General features: G+C 59.1%; 14 protein-coding genes. 8 read left to right on the top strand and 6 right to left on the bottom strand.

What is annotated here, in order from left to right; all coding sequences use genetic code 11:
• Positions 1-138 precede the first annotated feature (138 nt).
• The 8 genes from WKI41_RS16615 (at position 139) to WKI41_RS16580 (ending at position 7,449) form a co-directional block, all read left to right on the top strand.
• Positions 139-1,368 carry a polyhydroxyalkanoate depolymerase gene (locus WKI41_RS16615; protein WP_340194590.1) on the top strand — a complete coding sequence of 410 codons (1,230 nt, stop codon included), beginning with the start codon at positions 139-141 and terminating at the stop codon, positions 1,366-1,368.
• Positions 1,369-1,418: 50 nt separating this feature from the next.
• Entirely contained in the window at positions 1,419-2,186 is a 768-nt protein-coding gene (locus WKI41_RS16610; protein WP_340194831.1) for a M48 family metallopeptidase, read from the top strand.
• 115 nt (positions 2,187-2,301) lie between these two features.
• Positions 2,302-2,955 (top strand): phosphoribosylanthranilate isomerase, encoded by a 654-nt coding sequence (locus tag WKI41_RS16605; RefSeq protein ID WP_340194830.1) that lies wholly within the window; start codon positions 2,302-2,304, stop codon positions 2,953-2,955.
• A gap of 2 nt (positions 2,956-2,957) precedes the next feature.
• Positions 2,958-4,178 carry a tryptophan synthase subunit beta gene (trpB, locus tag WKI41_RS16600; protein ID WP_340194589.1) on the top strand — a complete coding sequence of 407 codons (1,221 nt, stop codon included), beginning with the start codon at positions 2,958-2,960 and terminating at the stop codon, positions 4,176-4,178.
• A gap of 1 nt (position 4,179) precedes the next feature.
• Positions 4,180-5,007 carry a tryptophan synthase subunit alpha gene (gene trpA, locus WKI41_RS16595; protein WP_340194588.1) on the top strand — a complete coding sequence of 276 codons (828 nt, stop codon included), beginning with the start codon at positions 4,180-4,182 and terminating at the stop codon, positions 5,005-5,007.
• 40 nt (positions 5,008-5,047) lie between these two features.
• On the top strand, positions 5,048-5,176 hold the full coding sequence (locus WKI41_RS16590; protein WP_340194587.1) for a hypothetical protein: 129 nt from the start codon (positions 5,048-5,050) through the stop codon (positions 5,174-5,176).
• Positions 5,173-6,066 carry an acetyl-CoA carboxylase, carboxyltransferase subunit beta gene (gene accD / locus WKI41_RS16585; protein WP_340194586.1) on the top strand — a complete coding sequence of 298 codons (894 nt, stop codon included), beginning with the start codon at positions 5,173-5,175 and terminating at the stop codon, positions 6,064-6,066. Before WKI41_RS16590 ends, accD begins: the two co-directional genes overlap by 4 nt.
• Positions 6,067-6,105: 39 nt before the next feature.
• Complete coding sequence (locus tag WKI41_RS16580; RefSeq protein ID WP_340194829.1) at positions 6,106-7,449, top strand: bifunctional folylpolyglutamate synthase/dihydrofolate synthase; 1,344 nt, start codon at positions 6,106-6,108, stop codon at positions 7,447-7,449.
• Between the two features lie 83 nt (positions 7,450-7,532).
• Here WKI41_RS16580 and trxA read toward each other — a convergent pair whose 3' ends face one another.
• From trxA to WKI41_RS16550, 6 genes are all read right to left on the bottom strand, one after another.
• Positions 7,533-7,853, bottom strand: coding sequence for a thioredoxin (gene trxA / locus WKI41_RS16575; protein WP_340194585.1), 321 nt, complete (start codon positions 7,851-7,853; stop codon positions 7,533-7,535).
• 75 nt (positions 7,854-7,928) lie between these two features.
• Positions 7,929-11,507, bottom strand: coding sequence for a double-strand break repair helicase AddA (gene addA / locus WKI41_RS16570; RefSeq protein WP_340194584.1), 3,579 nt, complete (start codon positions 11,505-11,507; stop codon positions 7,929-7,931).
• A complete protein-coding gene (gene addB, locus WKI41_RS16565; protein ID WP_340194583.1) occupies positions 11,497-14,673 on the bottom strand; it encodes a double-strand break repair protein AddB in 3,177 nt (1,058 codons plus the stop codon). Before addB ends, addA begins: the two co-directional genes overlap by 11 nt.
• Positions 14,674-14,761: 88 nt before the next feature.
• A complete protein-coding gene (locus WKI41_RS16560) occupies positions 14,762-15,481 on the bottom strand; it encodes a nucleotidyltransferase family protein (protein WP_340194582.1) in 720 nt (239 codons plus the stop codon).
• A gap of 10 nt (positions 15,482-15,491) precedes the next feature.
• Positions 15,492-17,009 (bottom strand): tRNA (adenosine(37)-N6)-threonylcarbamoyltransferase complex ATPase subunit type 1 TsaE, encoded by a 1,518-nt coding sequence (gene tsaE / locus WKI41_RS16555; RefSeq protein WP_340194581.1) that lies wholly within the window; start codon positions 17,007-17,009, stop codon positions 15,492-15,494.
• Entirely contained in the window at positions 17,006-19,486 is a 2,481-nt protein-coding gene (locus tag WKI41_RS16550) for a sensor histidine kinase (protein WP_340194828.1), read from the bottom strand. The genes tsaE and WKI41_RS16550 overlap by 4 nt, the downstream gene beginning before the upstream one ends.
• Between the last annotated feature and the right edge of the window lie 21 nt (positions 19,487-19,507).

Below are 19,507 nucleotides of genomic sequence, written 5' to 3'. Positions count from 1 at the left end.
CCGCGAAGGCGGTTGAGGGCAGGGATGAACCGCGATAGACCTCCGCCACAAATCGCTGTTCGCACGCCATTTTGTGCAACTGCGAAAAGATGCTAGACTGTCACAAAAGACGACGATGACGACGGGAGGCGTTTATTCGTGTTTTACCATCTTTATGAAATGAACCATGCCGCTATGGCACCCTTGCGGGCGAGCGCTGACCTGATGCGCCAGGCCTGCAATAATCCTCTCAACCCTTTATCCAACACTGCGTTCGGCCGCAGCCTCGATGCAGGCTTCGAAGTGTTCGAGCGTCTGACGCGTCGGTACAGCAAGCCGGAGTTCGGGCTCTCCAGCACAAAAATCGATGACAAGATCGTTGACGTGGTGGAGGAGGTTGTCTGGTCGAAACCCTTCTGCCGACTCATCCACTTCAACCGTACGCTCCCCGAAGACCGGCCAGCCGATCCGAAAATCCTGTTGGTGGCACCGATGTCGGGTCACTACGCCACGCTTTTGCGGGGCACGGTGGAAGCGCTGCTGCCCCAGGCGGATGTCTATATCACCGACTGGATCGATGCACGTACGGTTCCTCTGACGGACGGCCGCTTCGATCTGGATGATTACATCTCCTACGTCGTCGAGATGCTGCATCATTTGGGTAAGGGTGCCCATGTGGTTGGCGTCTGTCAGCCATCCGTCCCGGTTCTGGCGGCTGTAGCCTTGATGGAGGCGGATCAAGACCCGCTTGCGCCTGCGTCCATGACGCTGATGGGTGGACCGATCGATACGCGCATCAATCCCACCGGTGTCAACGAACTGGCAAAGGGAAAGCCGATCGAGTGGTTCCGCGACAATGTCGTCATGCCGGTTCCGTGGCCGCAACCAGGCTTTGGCCGCTCTGTCTATCCAGGCTTCCTGCAATTGTCCGGCTTCATGTCGATGAACCTCGACCGGCACATGACGGCGCACAAGGATTTCTACCTGAACCTCGTCAAGAATGACGGCGATTCGGCGGAAAAGCATCGGGAGTTTTATGACGAATATCTTGCGGTCATGGACCTGACCGCTGAGTTCTACCTTCAGACTGTCGAGACTGTCTTCATCGAGCATGCTCTTCCCAAGGGCACGATGATGCACAAGGGCAGGGCAGTGGATCTGGCTGCCATCCGCAATGTCGCGCTCTTCACCGTGGAAGGGGAGAATGATGATATCTCCGGCGTTGGACAAACAAAGGCTGCCCACGACCTCTGCTCCAATTTGCCGGCGGATAGACGCCGCCATTATATGCAGCCAGATGTCGGCCATTACGGCGTCTTTAACGGCTCACGCTTCCGCAACGAAATCGTTCCGCAGATGGTCGCGTTCTTTCAGCAGCATCGACTTTAGCAATAAGGGGGTGCATGGCTTTTGAAGGCAGAAAGCGCTATGACGGCGTCATGTTTTCGTTGCTTCGAAAGTCCCTGAAATCTTCGTCCCCTCGCAAGCCGACGCTTTCCCAGCGCACGGTGGAGGTTGGCGGACGGAGTATCCCGATCACCATCAAGGAAAACCCGCGAGCAACGCGTATCACGCTGCGCATCGAGCCAGGCGGCAAGGCGCTAAAGCTGACCATCCCTAATGGTCTGCATCACGCCCAGGTTGATCTGTTTCTCGATCGTCATCAGGGCTGGCTCGAAACCAAGTTTGCCAAGTTCTCCGCGCCGACAGGAATGAGAGATGGTGCCACCATTTCTATTCGCGGCACGCCTCACAAGATCCACCACACCGGATTGATGCGCGGTGTGACCCAGATTGCGAAGGATGAGGATGGTCAGCTTCTTCTTAAGGTCAGCGGCCTGCCTGAACATACGGGGCGGCGTGTGGCGACCTTTTTGAAAAAGGAGGCGCGTGCCGATCTCGAACGGTTGGTCGCGATCCATTCCAAGGCTGTCGGGAGACCGGCACGCTCCATCTCGATGAAGGATACGCGCAGCCGCTGGGGTTCCTGCTCGCATGAAGGCAACCTGAGTTTTTCCTGGCGTATCGTCATGGCGCCGGAAAGCGTCATCGATTACCTGGCCGCGCACGAGGTTGCACATCTGAAAGAGATGAACCACGGACCGAAGTTCTGGGCACTGTGCAAGACGCTCTGTCCGGAGATGGAGAAGGCGAAAGCCTGGCTGAAGCAGAACGGCTCGCAACTCCACGCCATAGACTTCGATTAAGCTCAATCAGGGTCTGGATTCACGTGAAACATTATTCGCCCGACCGCCTTCGACAGTATTTTGGCTCGACTCACACACCATTTCGTGTCACGTCCCAGTCATGAAAAGTGCCAGTATGCCGGACATCAAGATTTGCGGGCTGAAGACGCCGGAAGCCATTGAGCGCGCTGTTCGACGCGGGGCAAGCCATATCGGTTTTATCTTCTTCGAGAAGAGCCCGCGCAACATCGAACCGGATATTGCCGGCAAGCTCGCGGACGCCGTGCGCGGCAGCGTCAAGATCGTCGCCGTTACCGTCAATGCCGACAATGACGAACTTGACGAGATCATCGATCTTTTGAAACCGGACATTCTTCAGCTCCATGGTAGCGAGAGCCCTGAGCGTGTGTTGAGCATCAAGGCGCTCTACGGTTTGCCCGTGATGAAGGCTTTTTCTATTCGTGACGCCGATGATCTCGCCAAGATCGATCCCTATATCGGAATCGCAGACAGTTTCCTTTTCGATGCCAAGGCACCGGCGGGATCTGAACTGCCGGGAGGCAACGGCGTCTCCTTTGATTGGAGCGTTTTGCATTCTCTTGACGAAGGCGTGAATTACATGCTTTCCGGGGGGCTGAACGCGGATAACGTCACTGAGGCTCTGGTGGAAACCGGGGCAGGTGGACTGGATGTTTCCTCGGGCGTGGAAAGCGCGCCGGGTGTGAAGGATTTGGCCAGGATCGATGCATTCTTCGATGCTGTGCGATCGGCTAGGCTGCAGGGAGCTTGAAAGTGAACGAAACGCTGAAACCCAACTCGTTTCGCGCCGGTCCCGATGAGGACGGACGCTTCGGTATTTACGGAGGCCGCTTCGTTGCTGAAACGCTGATGCCTCTGATCCTTGACCTGCAGGCTGAGTGGGAAAAGGCGAAGAACGATCCGGAGTTCCAGGCGGAGCTTGAGCATCTCAATACGCACTACACCGGCCGCCCGAGCCCGATCTATTTTGCCGAACGGCTGACGGCCGAGCTTGGCGGCGCGAAGATCTACTTCAAGCGCGACGAGTTGAACCACACCGGTTCGCACAAGATCAACAACTGCCTTGGCCAGATCCTGCTTGCCAAGCGCATGGGCAAGACCCGCATCATTGCCGAGACCGGTGCCGGTCAGCACGGTGTGGCTTCGGCAACCGTGGCTGCGCGCTTTGGCATTCCTTGCGTCGTTTACATGGGCGCAACGGACGTGGAGCGCCAAGCGCCCAACGTTTTTCGCATGAAGCTTCTCGGTGCCGAGGTGAAGCCGGTGACGGCGGGTCATGGCACGCTGAAGGACGCCATGAACGAGGCCTTGCGCGACTGGGTCACCAATGTCGACGACACCTATTACATGATTGGCACTGCAGCTGGTCCGCACCCCTATCCGGAAATGGTGCGTGAGTTCCAGGCCGTCATCGGCAAGGAGGCGCGCGAACAGATGCTGGCGCTTGAAGGCCGCCTGCCGGACGTGCTGGTTGCGGCCGTGGGCGGTGGCTCCAACGCCATCGGCCTGTTCCATCCGTTCCTGGATGATGCGAGCGTAAAAATCGTTGGCGTCGAAGCGGGCGGCAAGGGCCTTGATGGCGAAGAGCATTGCGCTTCGCTCACTGCCGGTTCCCCAGGCGTGCTCCACGGCAACCGTACCTATCTGCTTCAGGACAATGACGGGCAGATCAAGGAAGGTCACTCCATCTCCGCCGGTCTCGATTATCCGGGCATCGGCCCTGAGCATTCGTGGCTGAAGGATGCCGGTCGCGTCGAATATGTGCCGATCATGGACAATGAGGCGCTGGAAGCGTTCCAGATGCTGACACGCACCGAGGGCATCATTCCGGCACTTGAGCCGAGCCATGCGCTGGCGGAAGTCATCAAGCGCGCTCCGAAGATGGGCAAGGACGAGATCATCTTGATGAATCTCTGTGGCCGCGGCGACAAGGATATTTTCACGGTCGGTAAAATTCTGGGAATGGGACTCTGATATGACTGCACGTATGGACAAGCGCTTTGCCGATCTGCGTGCGCAAAATCGTCCGGCCCTCGTCACCTATTTCATGGGTGGCGATCCTGATTTCGAAACCTCGCTCGGCATCATGAAGGCCCTGCCGGAAGCCGGTGCCGATGTGATCGAACTCGGCATGCCGTTTTCCGATCCAATGGCCGATGGCCCCGCGATCCAGATGGCCGGCCAGCGGGCACTAAAAGGCGGACAGACGCTGGCAACGACGCTTGATCTTGCGCGCGAATTCCGCAAGCAGAACGACGAGACGCCGATCGTGCTGATGGGTTACTACAATCCGATTTACATCTACGGTGTCGACAAGTTCCTGGACGATGCGCTCGCGGCTGGCATCGACGGCCTAATCGTCGTCGATCTGCCGCCGGAAATGGATGACGAGTTGTGCATCCCGGCAGTCCAGAAGGATGTGAACTTCATTCGTCTGGCCACGCCCACCACAGATGAAAAGCGTCTTCCGACGGTTCTGAAAAACACCTCGGGCTTCGTCTACTACGTCTCGATGAATGGGATTACCGGTTCGGCCTTGCCCGATCCGTCGACGATTTCAGGTGCCGTAGAGCGGATCAAGTCGCACACGAGTCTCCCTGTCTGCGTTGGCTTCGGCGTCAAGACCGCTGATCATGCCAAGGCAATCGGTGCAGTGGCCGACGGTGTCGTGGTCGGTTCGGCCATCGTCAATCAGATCGCGCTTAGCCTCACCAAGGATGGCAAGGCGACGAATGACACTGTGCCGGCGGTAACAACGCTGGTAAAGGGCCTTTCAACGGGCGTGCGCGCCTCGCGGGCCTAAGATCAAGGCGAACTGAGGTCGTGACCGACTTGAAATCGCCATGCTGATTTTGAATGTAAAAGAAGACGAGCGGAACAAGGTTGAAAACGCAGCGATGCGTCGCCATTCCGCTTCACTGCTGCCGAAGGATCATCGGTTTAGCGCGGACAGTCAGGAGAAAAGAACGTGAACTGGATTACCAATTACGTACGCCCGCGGATCAATTCCATGCTGGGCCGCCGTGACACCCCGGAAAATCTCTGGATCAAGTGCCCTGAAACCGGCGAGATGGTCTTCCACAAGGATCTGGAAGACAACAAGTGGGTCATTCCGGCCTCCGGCTTCCATATGAAAATGCCTGCAAAGGCACGCCTCGCCGACCTGTTCGACGACGGCGCCTATGAAGCGCTGCCGCAGCCGAAGGTGGCACAGGACCCGCTGAAGTTTCGCGATTCGAAAAAATACGCCGATCGTCTGCGCGATAGCCGCGTCAAGACAGAGCAGGAAGACACAATCCTTGCTGGTGTCGGCAAGCTTCAGGGTCTGAAGATCGTCGCCGTCGTGCACGAGTTTCAATTTATGGGCGGTTCGCTCGGCATTGCCGCTGGCGAAGCGATCGTCAAGGCTTTCGAGCGCGCAATCTCGGAGCGCTGCCCCCTCGTCATGTTCCCGGCTTCCGGTGGTGCGCGCATGCAGGAGGGCATCCTTTCGCTGATGCAGCTTCCGCGCACAACGGTTGCGGTCAATATGCTCAAGGAAGCAGGCATGCCCTATATTGTGGTTCTCACCAACCCTACGACGGGCGGCGTGACGGCATCCTACGCGATGCTGGGTGATGTTCATATTGCCGAGCCTGGTGCTGAAATCTGCTTCGCCGGCAAGCGCGTCATCGAGCAGACGATCCGCGAAAAGCTTCCCGAGGGCTTCCAGACCTCCGAGTATTTGCTGGATCACGGTATGGTAGACATGGTTGTCGATCGCCATGCGATCCCGGATACGCTTGCCAACCTTTTGAAGATCATGACGAAGGCGCCAGCCAACACGTCCAAGGACATCGTGCCGTTGGCTGCGACTGCCTGACGCCTCGAACAAATCGCTCCGGAGGGGTGGATGACGGATATGACGAAGCCTGACACGAGCGAGGCGGAACGCATCATCGACAGATTGATGCAGCTTCATCCCAAGGGCTTCGATCTGTCGCTTGATAGGATCACCCGCCTCCTCGAAAAGCTTGGCAATCCGCATAAGCGCCTGCCGCCGGTTATCCACGTGGCGGGCACCAATGGCAAAGGCTCGGTCACGGCCTTCAGCCGCGCGTTGCTGGAAGCGGCAGGCCTGGCCGTTCACGTTCACACTTCACCCCATCTGGTCAACTGGAACGAGCGCTACCGTATCGGTGTTCCCGGCGCACCGGGACGGCTAGTGGAAGATGGCATGTTGGCAGACGCGCTAGCGCGCGTGGAAGTCGCCAATGATGGCCAGCACATTACTGTTTTCGAAATCCTGACCGCAGTCACCTTCGTGCTCTTTGCCGAACAGCCAGCGGACGTGGTCATTCTGGAAGTCGGCCTCGGTGGTCGTTTTGATGCGACCAATGTGATTTCCAATCCGGCCGTCTCGGTGATCATGCCGATCTCGCTCGACCATCAGGCTTATCTCGGCGATCGCGTCGAACTAATCGCCGCGGAAAAGGCTGGCATCATGAAGACCGGTTCGCCGGTCGTCATCGGCTATCAGGAGTACGACGCAGCACTCGATGTGCTGATCGCGACGGCCGAGCGGCTGAAGTGCCCGACATCGATCTATGGGCAGGACTTTTCCGCTCATGAAGAACATGGCCGCATGGTCTATCAGGACGAGTTCAGCCTGGTGGATGCGCCGCTACCGCGGCTCCCTGGCCGCCATCAGCTGGGTAATGCGGCAGCCGCCATTCGCGCCGTCAAGGCTGCAGGTTTCAGCGTCACCGACCGCATGATCGAAAAGGCCATGACGTCGGTCGAGTGGCCGGGCCGCCTGCAGCGCATCACCCGTGGCCGCATCTTCGAGCTTGCCCCGCAAGGCAGCGAAATCTGGATCGATGGCGGTCACAACCCCGGCGCCGGCGAAGTCATTGCCGAAGCCATGGCTGGCTTCGAAGAGAAGGCCGCCCGTCCACTAGTGCTGATTGCCGGGATGATCAACACCAAGGATCAGGTTGGTTACTTCAAGGCCTTCGCTGGTATTGCCGAATATGTCTTCACCGTGCCGATCAACGGCTCGGATGCGGCGATTGATCCGGTTGTCCTGGCCCATGCCGTTTTCGACGCCGGCCTGACGGCAGCGCCGACAGCCTCCATCGAAGAGGCTTTGGAGGAATTGGCAAAACGACTCGATCCGGCAAAGCCCGCGCCACGCATCCTGATCGGCGGATCGCTCTATCTTGCCGGCAACGCGCTTGCGCTAAACGGCACTCCGCCGCAATAATCTTGAAGAGATGAAACAAAAAATTCCCAAGAAAAAAGCCCGGCAGAACCGGGCTTTTGTTTAATCTGGTATCTTGAAAGCCATCAGGCCGCGCTGGAAATCCAGGCGGAAAGCGCAGTCTTCGGAGCCGCACCTACCTTGATGTCAGCCACTTCGCCGCCCTTGAACATGGCAAGCGTCGGGATGGAGCGAACACCGAACTGGGCAGCAAGCTCAGGGTTTTCGTCGATGTTCAACTTCACGACCTTCACCTTGCCGGAGAGTTCCGTCGCGATTTCTTCGAGGCTCGGCGCAATCATCTTGCACGGACCGCACCACTCTGCCCAGAAGTCCACGACGACAGGCTCAGCGGATTCGAGAACTTCAGACTGGAAGTTGGAGGTATCGACTTTCACGGTAGCCATGATTGGCTCTCCTTTCAGTGAATCTATTCGGCATTCATGTGATGCGGAAGCGACGCATTTTCAATGCCCGGTATCTCACTTTGTCGAGATGGCGGCAAGGGCCTGTGACAGTGCTTCGTCCTTGAGCGTCACGAAAGATGCATTCTCGGTATAAACAAGTGCGCAGGTGAAAGCCTTGCCTGGATAAAGCGGTTTTAGGATCTCGCGATAGATCGCAAGCTGCGCGATATGAGCAAACGGGATGGCATTCTCGTCGAATGGCGGGACCCGGTTGGTCTTGTAATCCACCAGAATGACGCGCTCGCCCTCCACCGCTAAGCGGTCGATCCGGCCTGAAACGGCAAACTCCTGCCTGCCCAATCGCAAAGTGCCCATGATCGAAACTTCCGCCCGGCTGTTGGCGGAGAAGGCCGATTGAATGGCCGGCTCGGCGATCACGGCAAGAGTGGTCCGGATCAGCCGCTCGCGTTCCTTCTCTGGCCAAAACCGTGCAGCGCGTTCCGCATAACGATGGGCAGCGTCTTCCCGCTCATGCTCGGGATAGTCCGGCAGCGTTTGCAGCATCCGGTGCACAAGTCGTCCCCGTTGCAGTGCAAGGCCGGACGATGTTTCAGGTTTGGTAAAGAGCGGGGAGGAGACGATAAGGTCGTCTGCGCCGTCATCGACGATCGTTCCGGCACCGGACGGGCTGAGCGGCCGGGGAAGGGCTGGAGCAGGTGGCAGTGGTTGCATCAACGAGGTGGGAAACGCCTCAGCTTCGGCGCTTGGCAGCACCTTGCTCTTCGCGATCGTTCTGGGGGCCTGCGCATGCATCTGCCACAGCAAACCATCCCAGGCTTCATCGCCTGCCTTAAATTGATAGGGCGCACAGCGGGCTTCGTCGGCGGCAAGCGATCGCTTCACCATCTGGTGCCAGCAATCCGGGTTCTCCTTCGGCCCACGATAGCCGCAGACGATCAGATGGTCGGCAGCACGCGTCATGGCGACATAGAGGAGGCGGCGATATTCCTGTTCGGCCGCATCCTTCAAGCGACTGTCATCCTGGTCGATCAAAGTGTTGTCGAAGCTCTTCCCCGGAAGCCACACGGGGAACGCCGCATCCTTGGTCTCGAGAAAGCGTAAGCGCGGCACATGGCTTGGAATGAAGGCCTTCGAGCCGCCATCGACGAGAAACACCACGGGTGCCTCTAGACCCTTGGAGGCGTGAACCGTCATGATGCGAACTTCGCCGCGCTCCTTGTCCTGCTCGCGCTTGATCTCCGGCGCGTCTGTCTCAAGTACGGAGATGAAGGATTGCAGGCCGGGAAGACCGGTCTTTTCATGGTCGAGCGCAAAGGACAGGAACTCGTCGAGCACGTCGCTTGCCTCGTTGCCGAGCCGTGCGAGAAACCGCTTGCGACCTTCATGGATGGTCATGACGGCCGCGTAGAAATCATGAATCGTGGCCGTACGGGATAGCCCAATCAGGGTGGAGAGGGTTTGCAGCGTGTTGGCGAAACGGCTGCCTTGCTGTTCTGCCCGCTGCTGCAACCAGTCCCACACACTCGTCTTTTCAGGACGTTGAGCGGCGAGCTCAAAAATATCGTCTTCATCGTGATTGAAGAGCGGGCTTTTTAGCAATGCGGAGAGCGACAAATCATCCTGCGGCAGAAGCACGAAGCGGCCGAGCGCCAGCAGATCCTGAATGGCGATGTGGTCCGTCAGCCGCAAGCGGTCGGCACCGGCAACGGGAATGTTCTTGCGCTGCTTCAACTCGCGCGTCAGAGCGTTGACGAAGGCGTGGCGTTTGCGCACCAGAACTAGGATATCGCCGGCCTCGATAAGACGCTCGACACCTTTCTCGATCACCGTTTCATTGCCGATCATCGCTGCGATGCGCGCCGCCATTCGTCTTGCAACGATGGCAGGCGGTGCGCTCTCGCGCAGTGCATCGAATGGTGCCGTCCAGTCTTCCTCATCTTCCACGGGCTCGGCGGCGATCATGTCCCATACTTCCACCGTTCCGGGCTGACCAAGGCGGTTGGAGCGATGCTCGACGGGTTCGTTGTCGGCGCTCAGACCTGCAGCATTCGCAGGCAGAGAGAAGACCTGATCCACTGCGGCCAGTACATCTGCCGTGGAACGGAAGGACAGCGGCAGACGAACGGGATGGAAGACCTGCTGGACGGCGGTCACGCGGCGCGCCGTTTCCTCACGCTCCTGCGAAAAACGCTCCGGCCTTGCTCCTTGGAAAGAATAGATCGACTGCTTCTCGTCACCCACGGCAAAAAGCGTTCGTTGACCAGCGCGTGCGGTCTCGCCATGGAAGAAATCTGCCGCCAATGACTGGATGATCGACCACTGTACCGGGCTGGTATCCTGCGCCTCGTCGACAAGAATATGGTCGATGCCCTGGTCCAGCTTGTAATGCACCCATGCGCCTGCCGTATCGCGGTTGAGAAGCGTAGCTGCGCGCTCGATCAGGTCTTCGAAATCAAGCTGGCTGCGCTGCTTTTTCAAGTCTTCGAAGTCGCCGATCAGCCGATCTGCCAGTGTAAGAGCATGTCTGGTGGCTTCCAGCATGCGCAGCGTCCGGTACCGGTCGCGGCAGGCAACTACATGGGTGCGCGCCAGCGTCAGGTCGTCCAGAAGATTGGGCGCTGCGTTCTGCATCGCCTTGTTGACGACGTAGGCATCAGATTTGCGCTCGCCCTTTTGGGTCAGAAGCGCGCTTTCGATGAATGCTATACGCTTGAATGGGTCGCTTTCCCTTGCCGCTTCCCGCAATGCATAAGAAACCTCGTGTGTCCGGGCACCGCCCACCTCATCGGATAGCGTCATATAGGTATCGAGCGACAGGCCGGAGAGGCCCGGGAGCGGCCAATAAGCGGCCGCTGCCGTCTCGAGCGTCTCACTGGCACCGATGCGGGCATGACTTCGGAGCGCCGCGTCGATCCCGCCGCTGCGGGACGCGTCTTCAAGAAAGTCACGCAGAGGATTGCGGTTGGCAACGATGGCGCTCAGTAGAGCTTCCAGCCCGGTCTCGTCGGCCAGATCGAGCACATAGGCAAGCGCTTGTGCGAGCGGTGTATCGCGTTCCAGCGAAACGGCGGTCAGCAGGCTACGGCGCGCTTCTGCCAAAAGACTGCTGGCGGCACGGTCATCCAGAACCGAGAAGTGGCCGGCCACGTTCGCTTCCAGCGGAAATTGGTGCAGCAGCGCTTCGCAAAAGGCGTGGATCGTCTGGATTTTCAGCCCACCTGGTGTTTCCAGCGCCTTGGCGAAGAGGCGGCGTGCCTCCTTCAGCTTGATCGCGTCCGGGACGCGGCCTTCAATTGACGTGATGCGGTCTCTCAAGGCGGTGTCGGAGAGCGTGGCCCAATCCGCGAGACGATCAAAGACACGACTCGACATTTCCGAGGCCGCGGCCTTGGTATAGGTCAGGCACAGAATGGCGGAAGGGCGGCAACCGGCCAGCAGCAGACGGATCACACGCTGCGTCAAAACGTGTGTCTTGCCCGAACCCGCATTTGCCGACACCCATGCCGAGCTTTTCGGATCGGACGCGCGGGTCTGCTGCCGTGTCGTCCAGTCGATCCAAGCGCTTGGTTCATCGCGCTCCGGCCCATGATCGAGAGCCTGCTCGGCGGCGTATTCGAAAAGATCATTCGCCATCGCCATCTCCCGGTTCTGCGGTGGACCATTCGGAGACACGCGCCAGGTGGTCGTACTCGCCGCCATAGGATTGCTGTTCTTCCGGGATCAGCCGCGACACGAAGCCATTTTTGCCCTCTCGCAGCGCCTTGATGAACTTGGTCAGTTGGTCGATCGAGTCTGTTGCCAATTCCGCCGCGCTCTTAGGCACCGTCTTGGCTGTGGCCTTGGCGTCCTCGTTGTTGACGACATCGGTGCCAAAGCGCTCTCCGGGTCGCAGGCGCACATAGATCAAATCCTCCGGCGTTGGTGTCCCGGCGTCGCGGAAAGCGCCGCGCATCAAGGCCGCTCCTTCCAGTGCCAGTTGCGGATCGAGGAGGGAGCGCGCCTGTTTCACGGTGGGAGAAAGGCCAGTCTTGTAATCGACAATATCCGCCTTGCCGTTGGTCTTGATGTCGATCCGATCGGCCACGCCGGTCAGCCGGATCCCGGCCTCCGGAATTTCTTGGCCTGCACGAGCCTCAATATAGGAGCGTCGCACCATCGGACGTCGGTCTTTCTCCCAGGCAAGAAACTCGCGTGCGACCGCGACGAACCGAGGTCTCCAGACGATATCGATATGTGCTGGCAGATTTTCATCGTCGAAACACGCGTTCAACACGCGCATCATGGCGTCTTCGGATGCCGGCGTGCCTGGAACGTGCTCCTCACGGGAATAGAGTTCGATAATACGGTGATAAAGCGTACCGCGATCGGCAGCGCCTGGATCGCGATTGAACTCGTCCAGTGGATTAAGCTTCAGGATGCGCCGCGCATAAATGGAATAGGGGTCGCGCCTGAGCCGCCCGACCTCGCTGAAGGAGTAGCTCTTCGGCTGCAGTTCGGCAGGCGGGATGGGGGAAGGGCGTCGTGCCGGATCCTGCGTCTCAGCGTCATCCAGCATCGTCGCCCAATGGCGGAAGGATTCGCCGCGCTGTTTCAACGATTGGGCAAAATCCTCTCCGCCCAGCGCCAGCAGCCTTTGCAGCCAACGTGAAGCGACGGCGGGTGTGGAGCCCTGGCGCAGTGCGCGGCTATAGATGATGTGACGCGTGCCATTCGCCATCTCAAAATCATGTGCCAATTGGCCGATACGGCGTTCCGGCGGCTCAAGTCCGATCGACGTCTTCATGCTGCGGGACAGGAAAGGGTTGTTGGCCGTTTGTCCCGGCCAGACGCCCTCGTTCAAGCCTCCGATGATGACGGTATCGACGCTCTGCAAACGTGCTTCCAATGCACCAAAGATGAAGACGCGCGGGTGGCGCATGGCGCGCGGCTTGATCGATTCGCCCGCGACGAAGGCAGCGACGATATCGATCCACTGCGGACCATCCGCCTCCAACGCGTTGCCGCACTCCATCAGTTCGGCAAACAGGCTAGAGAGCTTTTCGCCCGCCTCGCCGGACCAAAGGCTTGCCAAATCTCCTGCCTCATCCAGGCAGATCGCCTCGATCACCCGGCCCGAGCGCTCCGCCCATTCAGCCAGCGTCAGGCGGGAGGTGAGGCGACCGCGCAGCGGATCGTGATGGATGAAAGCCTGCTCCAGCGGCTCTATCGCGGCTTTCACGCGCGCCGCCAAATCTCCAGCCGCAAGCGGCGCATCCTCGGACAATGCCGTACGCCAATGCGGCGGATGGCGATCGTCGGCATGAAGTGCCATCTGATGCGCCAGAAGCGCACCGAGATTGCCAAGCGTCGTTTCTTCGCGCCCTCCGCGCAGGGCCAGAAGCTCAAGCGCTGCAACTGCCTCAGTCATTTGATGTTCGCTAAGACCGAAGCGACAAAGCGGGTGCTTCAACAGAGAAATGACCGCCACCGGATCGCCAGGCCGCAAGATCGCTTCCAGCGCCAATTGCAGAAGTCCGGCCTGTGGCGTGGCAGAGAGCGGCGTCCCGGCAGAATCGTCCGCCTCAATGCCAAAACGGGCAAGCTCCGTCGCCACCCGTCGCCCAAGCCCGCGATCCGGCGTGATGAGAGCTGCCTGTGACGGGCCGTTCTGACCGGGCTTTTCAAGCGCCAGTCTTAGCGCGATGGCGATTGCGGTTGCCTCCTCGCGTTCATTGGCAGCCTCTATCATCGAAGCGGCAGAGAAGGCATTTTCGAAAAAGGCCGGGGTTTTGTCCGCGCGCCACTCGTTCCATTCCGCTGTCGCCCGAACTGGCGCAAGGGCGGTGGAAAAAATGGCGGCGCGGTCTTGCAGGTCGCGGTCCAGCGCACCGATCCGCTCCACATCGCGACGCAAGACCCCAAGCTTCTGCAACAGAATGAAAAGGCCATATTGCGAATGGGTGCGGCTTGCCGCGTCATCCGGCGCTTCATTGATTGCCTGCCACTGATCTTCCGGCATGTCGAGGTCAAGACCGGGAAGCACGATTGTGCCATGCGGCAGCGAAGCGACGGCAGCAATCAGATCGGCGGCAGCCGGAATGGAGCCAGTGGAACCCGCGACGACGATTGGATCCGTCGTCACGCTCTTCTTCAGCCGCTCCGCCTCTGCGCGCAAGATGGCGTTGCGGTGCCGACCGGCAGAGGAGCGGTTAAGCTCGGTGAGGCGGGCTGGCCAGTAAATGCTTGCGATTTCCAGAAACTTTGCCGTCAACTGCCACCATTGGGCGTGATCGGCCGTATCAAGATCGGAAAGCGCTTCCCAATCCTTGTCTTCCGTATCCATCGCGTCGATGACTTCGGAGAGTGCCCGCGCGAGCCAGATCGCGTCTGCCGGGCTGGCGGGTGCCACGAGCGGCGAATCGGAATGGATAGCGCGAATCGCATCCGGTAGACTGTTTCGCCAGGCAAGAATCAGCCGTGCCAGTTCCACAAGCCGAGCCGTGCTGGAAATCGGTGGTGCAAGATCGATTGTCGCAGGCGTTTCAATGTCGAAATAGCCGCTGTCGTCATCGGTCTCGCCGAGCGGGCGGATGACTGGCAGAATGGCCGAACGACCGCCGAGAATATCGACGAATTCGGAGCGCAGCACACGGGCCGAACGGCGGGTCGGCACATAGATCGTCACGCGGGCAAGCGACAGCGGGTCGGCCGGATCATAGGCAAAGCCCTTCGCGAGTGTCCCCGCACAAAGGCTCTGCGCCAGCGTCTTTAGAAAGGGTGTTCCCGGCGCGATGGTCAGGATGCGTTTGGCATGCGCCAATGGTTCGACCTTCTCTCGGATTAAAGCACGATGCTTCGATTTAAAGCGTTAGAGCGTCCTTTTTGCGTCCTAATGAATGCACGGCGCTCTAAACGGAAGCGATAGTTCGCTCCGCATCCTCTATAGCATCCGGTGTGCCGACCGTAATCCACTGACCGTCCAGCATCACGCCATACAGACGGTTTTTTGCAATGGCACGGTCGAAATAGATATTGAGGTTGAAGGCATCGACAGGGGCATCGTTCAGAAGGCGCGAATCCATGGCGATCGCGCCAGCGTAAACCACCGGGTGGGGTTCACCCTCCTGATAACGGGTGAGGCGCCCATCCTCTGCGAAGTTGAAATCCTTCTTGCCGTTATGGCCAGTCGTGCGATCCATATCGACGCAAAGCATCGCCATATCCATGCGGCCAGCATCGAACCCTGCCGCAAGCTTCTGTAGATTGGTGGGAAGACCAGGCGTTTCACCGACCCAGAAGAGATCGGCATTCATCACCAGAACCGGTCCTGGCGTCAGCAATTTCAAACCCTTGGCGAGACCGCCGCCGGAATTCAGCAACTGCGCGCGCTCATCCGAGATCAGGATCTCAAGGTCTTGACGGCCTTCAAGATGCGCCACCATCTGCTCGGCATGGTGATGGATGTTGATGGAAACCGTCTCGACTCCCGCCGCTGCTAGGAGATCGAGCACATAATCGATCATCGGCTTGCCCGCGATCTTGACCAGCGGCTTGGGGATCGTGTCGGTGATCGGGCGCATTCTCGTGCCGAGACCTGCTGCCAGAACCATCGCTTGTCTGATCGTCATGGGAAAAGCTTCAGTGAGAGTTGAGGTCTATGCCCGCACGCGCGAACCAGTCTCGCAGCGGCGCAAGTTCGGGATGCTCAAGCGCGGCCCGCATATAGGTGAAGGTGCGTGGCATGTGCTTCATATAGCCCGGCTTGCCATCGCGCTTCAAAAGCCGAACCCAGGCGCCGACCAACTTGCAATTGCGTTGCGCCGCCATGATGGCGAAGGCTTTGAGAAACACCTTCTCATCGAAGGCAGGATTTTTTCGGCGAATATCGAGATAGCGCTCCATCATCCGCGCCTGCAGATCAGGCAGGATGGTCACGCGCGCATCCTGTACCAGAGACGCCAGATCATAGGCCGTTGGGCCGATCATCGCATCCTGAAAATCGATGATGCCCACTTGCTGCGGCGCTGGTTTGTCCTGCTGCCAGATGATGTTTGGCGAGTGGAAGTCGCGTAAGACGAGCCCTGTTTCCACATCGGCAAGCTTAGCGATCAACTGATCCCAAACGGCGAAAAAATCCTGCCGCTTGGCGTCGTCGGTTGGTTTGCCGTCATGGATGTGGGGCAGGTACCAGTCCAGCAGCAACGAGGTCTCGATCTTCATCGCATCGGCATCGAAGCGTGGAATCTCATAGCGCCCACCATCCGGCAGCCCGATCGTTGCAGGCATCGGCTTTTCATGCAGCGCCGCCAGACAGGCAGCGCTTTCGATGTAGCGCTCCTCAATGGGCGCACCATTGGCATCCAGAACGCCTGCGCGTCCCATATCGCTCAAAAGCAGGATGCCTTCATCCATGTCGCGCGCCAGGATTTCGGGCAGCGCGAAGCCTTCGCTTCGGAGATGGAGATCAAGAGCAACGAACGGCTCGACCGTGCGGGCAAGATGCACGATCTCCGAATAGGATTTGCCGTTGTGAAGAGCGGGGCCGGGCGGCTGGGGCTGCCAGTCCATCAACAGATATTGGCGGTCTTCATCGCGCACCAGTTCATAGGTGCGATAGGCGGCATCGCCACTGAAATAGCGTCGGGTCGCATTCGCCTTGTCGTTTCGTTCCAAAAAGCGGCGGATGGCGAAGACGCGCTCAAGTCGCTCGACGTGACGCCTGGAGGCTTCGATCACGGCGCGTCGACCTTCTCCCTCATGCGTCAGGCGCAGCAGGATGGTCGATGCCTTTGGCAGCACATCGCTTGCCATCTCCGGCCACTCGATCAGGCACACGCCGTCCGACAGCATCTCGTCGATTCCAAGCTCATCCAGCTCTGACACGTCGGAGAGACGATAGAGATCGAGGTGCGCGACAGGAAAGCGAAGGGCATAGGACTGGACGATGGTGAAGGTCGGGCTTGGCACCTCAAGCTCCGCATCATCGGCGATGGCCCGGATCAAGGCGCGCGCCAGCGTCGACTTCCCGGCCCCAAGATCGCCCACCAGCGCAATGGCATCGCCAGGCTTCACGGCAAGCGCCAGCTCCTCGCCAAGCCGGATGGTGTCGGCCTCATCTGCAAGGAAGAGCGAGAGGGAAAGCGTCTTGTCACTCATTCGGCAGCAATGGACTGCGGCTGATCGTGGGAGGGAATGCGGCAGGTGACGACTGTGCCTTCACCAGGGCGGCTGTCCAGCGTGACGGTGCCCTGATGCAAACTGACGAAGCTCTCGACGATCGAGAGGCCAAGCCCCGCACCGGTGCGCCGGCCCCCTTGGCCGCGTGTCGAGAAGCGGTCGAAGACCGTCTTCAGCATATCTTCTGGGATACCGGGCCCCTGATCGGCAACGGAAAAGACGAAATCGCCTTCGCTTCTCTGGCAGGTCAGGCGGATTGCAGACCCTTCGGGCGCAAAGTTGACCGCATTGGTCAGGAGCTTCAGCAGTATCTGCTTCAGTCGCTGGTGATCGGCGACGATGGAACCGAGATGCGCAGGCGCGACGATCTCAAGCGAAACGCCACTCTCCTGCAGACGGTCGGTGATCTGCACCGCCACATCGTCCAGAAGCTCGTTCAGATCGTTCTCGGCATAGTTCAGATGCATGATGCCGGCATCCACGGTTGCCAGATCGAGAATGTCGTTGACGATGGTCAGCAGCACGGATGAAGAGGTCGAGATGTGGTCGAGATACTCGGCCTGACGATCGTTCAGTTCGCCCATGCCAGGGGTCTTGAGAAGATCGGTAAAGCCAATGATATTGGTCAGCGGCGAGCGCAGTTCGTAGGAGACGTGCTGAACGAAATCGTTCTTCAGCTCGTCGGCCTTTCGCAGCGCCTCGTTCTTTTCCTTCAAGGCCCGTTCGGCGCGAACGCTGTCGGTCATGTTGACAAAAGTCAGCATCGTCTGCGCGTCGGGCAGCGGGATCACAGCATAATCGAGCACCAAGCCGGAGAGAAGTTCGAGCGTTCCCTGCTTGGAATGACGCTCGTCGTCGAAACTGGTGATGAATTGTGAGAACGCGCGCCAGCCATCCGGCTTGTCGTAGGACTGGGCACAAACCGCTTCTATGGAGCGGATATGTTTGCCGGCTTCCGCCTCATCTGCAGTAATGCCCCAAAGCGCCCGGAATGCCGGGTTGGACAGGCGAATGCGTCCGTCAGCACCAAACACGGCGACGCCCTCGGCAAGATGATCGATCGTCTCGCCCTGGACTTTGACCAGCGTGTTGTAGCGGGTCTGAAGATCGACCTGTTCGGTCAGGTTCTCGAACACCCAGGTCGCGCCGCCTTGCGGATGCGCGGTTGCAATCACACGCAGCGTCTGCCCGTTCGGCAGGTGCCAGAGATCGGTCTGGGTATCGAGCGCGCGATAGACGGAAAGAGCAGTCTCTTTCCAGCTTTTCCAGCTGAGTTGCTCCGGCAATTTGCCGGCACTGCGCAGACGATCGAGAAGCTCGGAATTGCCGGGTTTTGATTCCAGGAATACCAGATCAAGACCCCACAGGCGCGCGAAAGCCTGATTGTAGAATTGCAGACGCTGCTCGCCATCGAAGATGGCGACCGGGGTTCCCAGATGATCGAGGGTTTCCGCATGGCTCTTCAGCGTGCGTTTGAGCTCTTCCCGGATGGTTTCAGCATCGGAAGCGTCAATGGCAATACCGGCAGAGCCGCTCGGTGTTTTGATATCGACCACATCGAAGAAGGTGCGGTTGCCGGAAACCACGGTAGAGATGCGGTCGTGATAAGGCGATTCCGGCGTAGCCGTCGCCCGAATCTTCTGCCGTGTTACCGTGTTCAGCAATTCGCGCTGCTCGTTGACCGCTTGCTGCGGCGTCGTGGCATCGACAGCAATCGCATAGGCGTGATTGACCCAGATCAGCGCGCCATCATTGTTTCGGCGCCAGGCAGGTTGCTCGATGGAATCGAGAAGCTCCTGGAAGGTCGACATGGAGGAGAGCAGACGCTCGCGCTCGACCCTCAACTCCGCCAGTTCTGCACGCATGTTGTTGAGCGCGATGAAGCGGGCAAAGGCTTTGCCGCCAGACACCCGTCCCTGAACTTCGATTACTTCGCCGCGCTGCGTCTCGATGGTGAGATCGAAGCTCTGCGCCTGGCTGCGCAGCTGCTCGATTGCCTTTTCCAGCGGTGCTGCCGAGGTAGGGCGCAACCAGCGGCCAAAGGCCAGAAAATCGGAATCTGCAATAGGCACGCCGGTTTCGGGCGGCAGTTGTCCGACGAACTCGGGACGCTCGCCAGTGTCTTCCCAGATGACGATCCGGCGCGACTTGTCGGAAATCAGCGCCTCGTATTTGGAGATCTTGTTTTGAGCATCTGAAAGGGCCGTACGGTATTCGTTGACCTCGGCTTCGATATTGCCGCGCTGGCGCACCAGCCAGACGATGGAAAACAGGGTTGCCGACACAACGCCAAGGAAAATCGAATAGGCGATCGTCTCGCTGGAAGAGAACAGTCGAGCACTTCTTTGGAGGAGAGCACCGTCCTGCGCCCGAGCGGCAGTGGCGAAACCGCTAAGCGCCGTTCCAGCCATCAGCGCTGAGAAAGCGCAAATCTTTTGGCGCAAGGCGCCTGCCATGGTGGTCAGAGAGCCGCGCAA

The sequence above is a fragment of the Agrobacterium larrymoorei genome (genome assembly GCF_037722385.1).
In the GTDB taxonomy this organism is placed as follows: Bacteria; Pseudomonadota; Alphaproteobacteria; order Rhizobiales; family Rhizobiaceae; genus Agrobacterium; species Agrobacterium larrymoorei_C.
The sequence above is the reverse complement of the archived record's forward strand: the minus strand, read 5'-3'. Positions and strand labels throughout refer to the sequence as shown.

Excerpts from the sequence above, each read along its gene's own strand:
- WKI41_RS16610 (WP_340194831.1), top strand. The coding sequence starts at position 1,419 with ATGTTTTCGTTGCTTCGAAAGTCCCTGAAATCTTCGTCCCCTCGCAAG.
- WKI41_RS16605 (WP_340194830.1), top strand. The coding sequence starts at position 2,302 with ATGCCGGACATCAAGATTTGCGGGCTGAAGACGCCGGAAGCCATTGAG.
- trpA (WP_340194588.1), top strand. The coding sequence starts at position 4,180 with ATGACTGCACGTATGGACAAGCGCTTTGCCGATCTGCGTGCGCAAAAT.
- WKI41_RS16590 (WP_340194587.1), top strand. The coding sequence starts at position 5,048 with ATGCTGATTTTGAATGTAAAAGAAGACGAGCGGAACAAGGTTGAAAAC.
- WKI41_RS16580 (WP_340194829.1), top strand. The coding sequence starts at position 6,106 with ATGACGAAGCCTGACACGAGCGAGGCGGAACGCATCATCGACAGATTG.
- trxA (WP_340194585.1), bottom strand. The coding sequence starts at position 7,853 with ATGGCTACCGTGAAAGTCGATACCTCCAACTTCCAGTCTGAAGTTCTC.
- addA (WP_340194584.1), bottom strand. The coding sequence starts at position 11,507 with ATGGCGAATGATCTTTTCGAATACGCCGCCGAGCAGGCTCTCGATCAT.
- WKI41_RS16560 (WP_340194582.1), bottom strand. The coding sequence starts at position 15,481 with ATGACGATCAGACAAGCGATGGTTCTGGCAGCAGGTCTCGGCACGAGA.
- tsaE (WP_340194581.1), bottom strand. The coding sequence starts at position 17,009 with ATGAGTGACAAGACGCTTTCCCTCTCGCTCTTCCTTGCAGATGAGGCC.
- WKI41_RS16550 (WP_340194828.1), bottom strand. The coding sequence starts at position 19,486 with ATGGCAGGCGCCTTGCGCCAAAAGATTTGCGCTTTCTCAGCGCTGATG.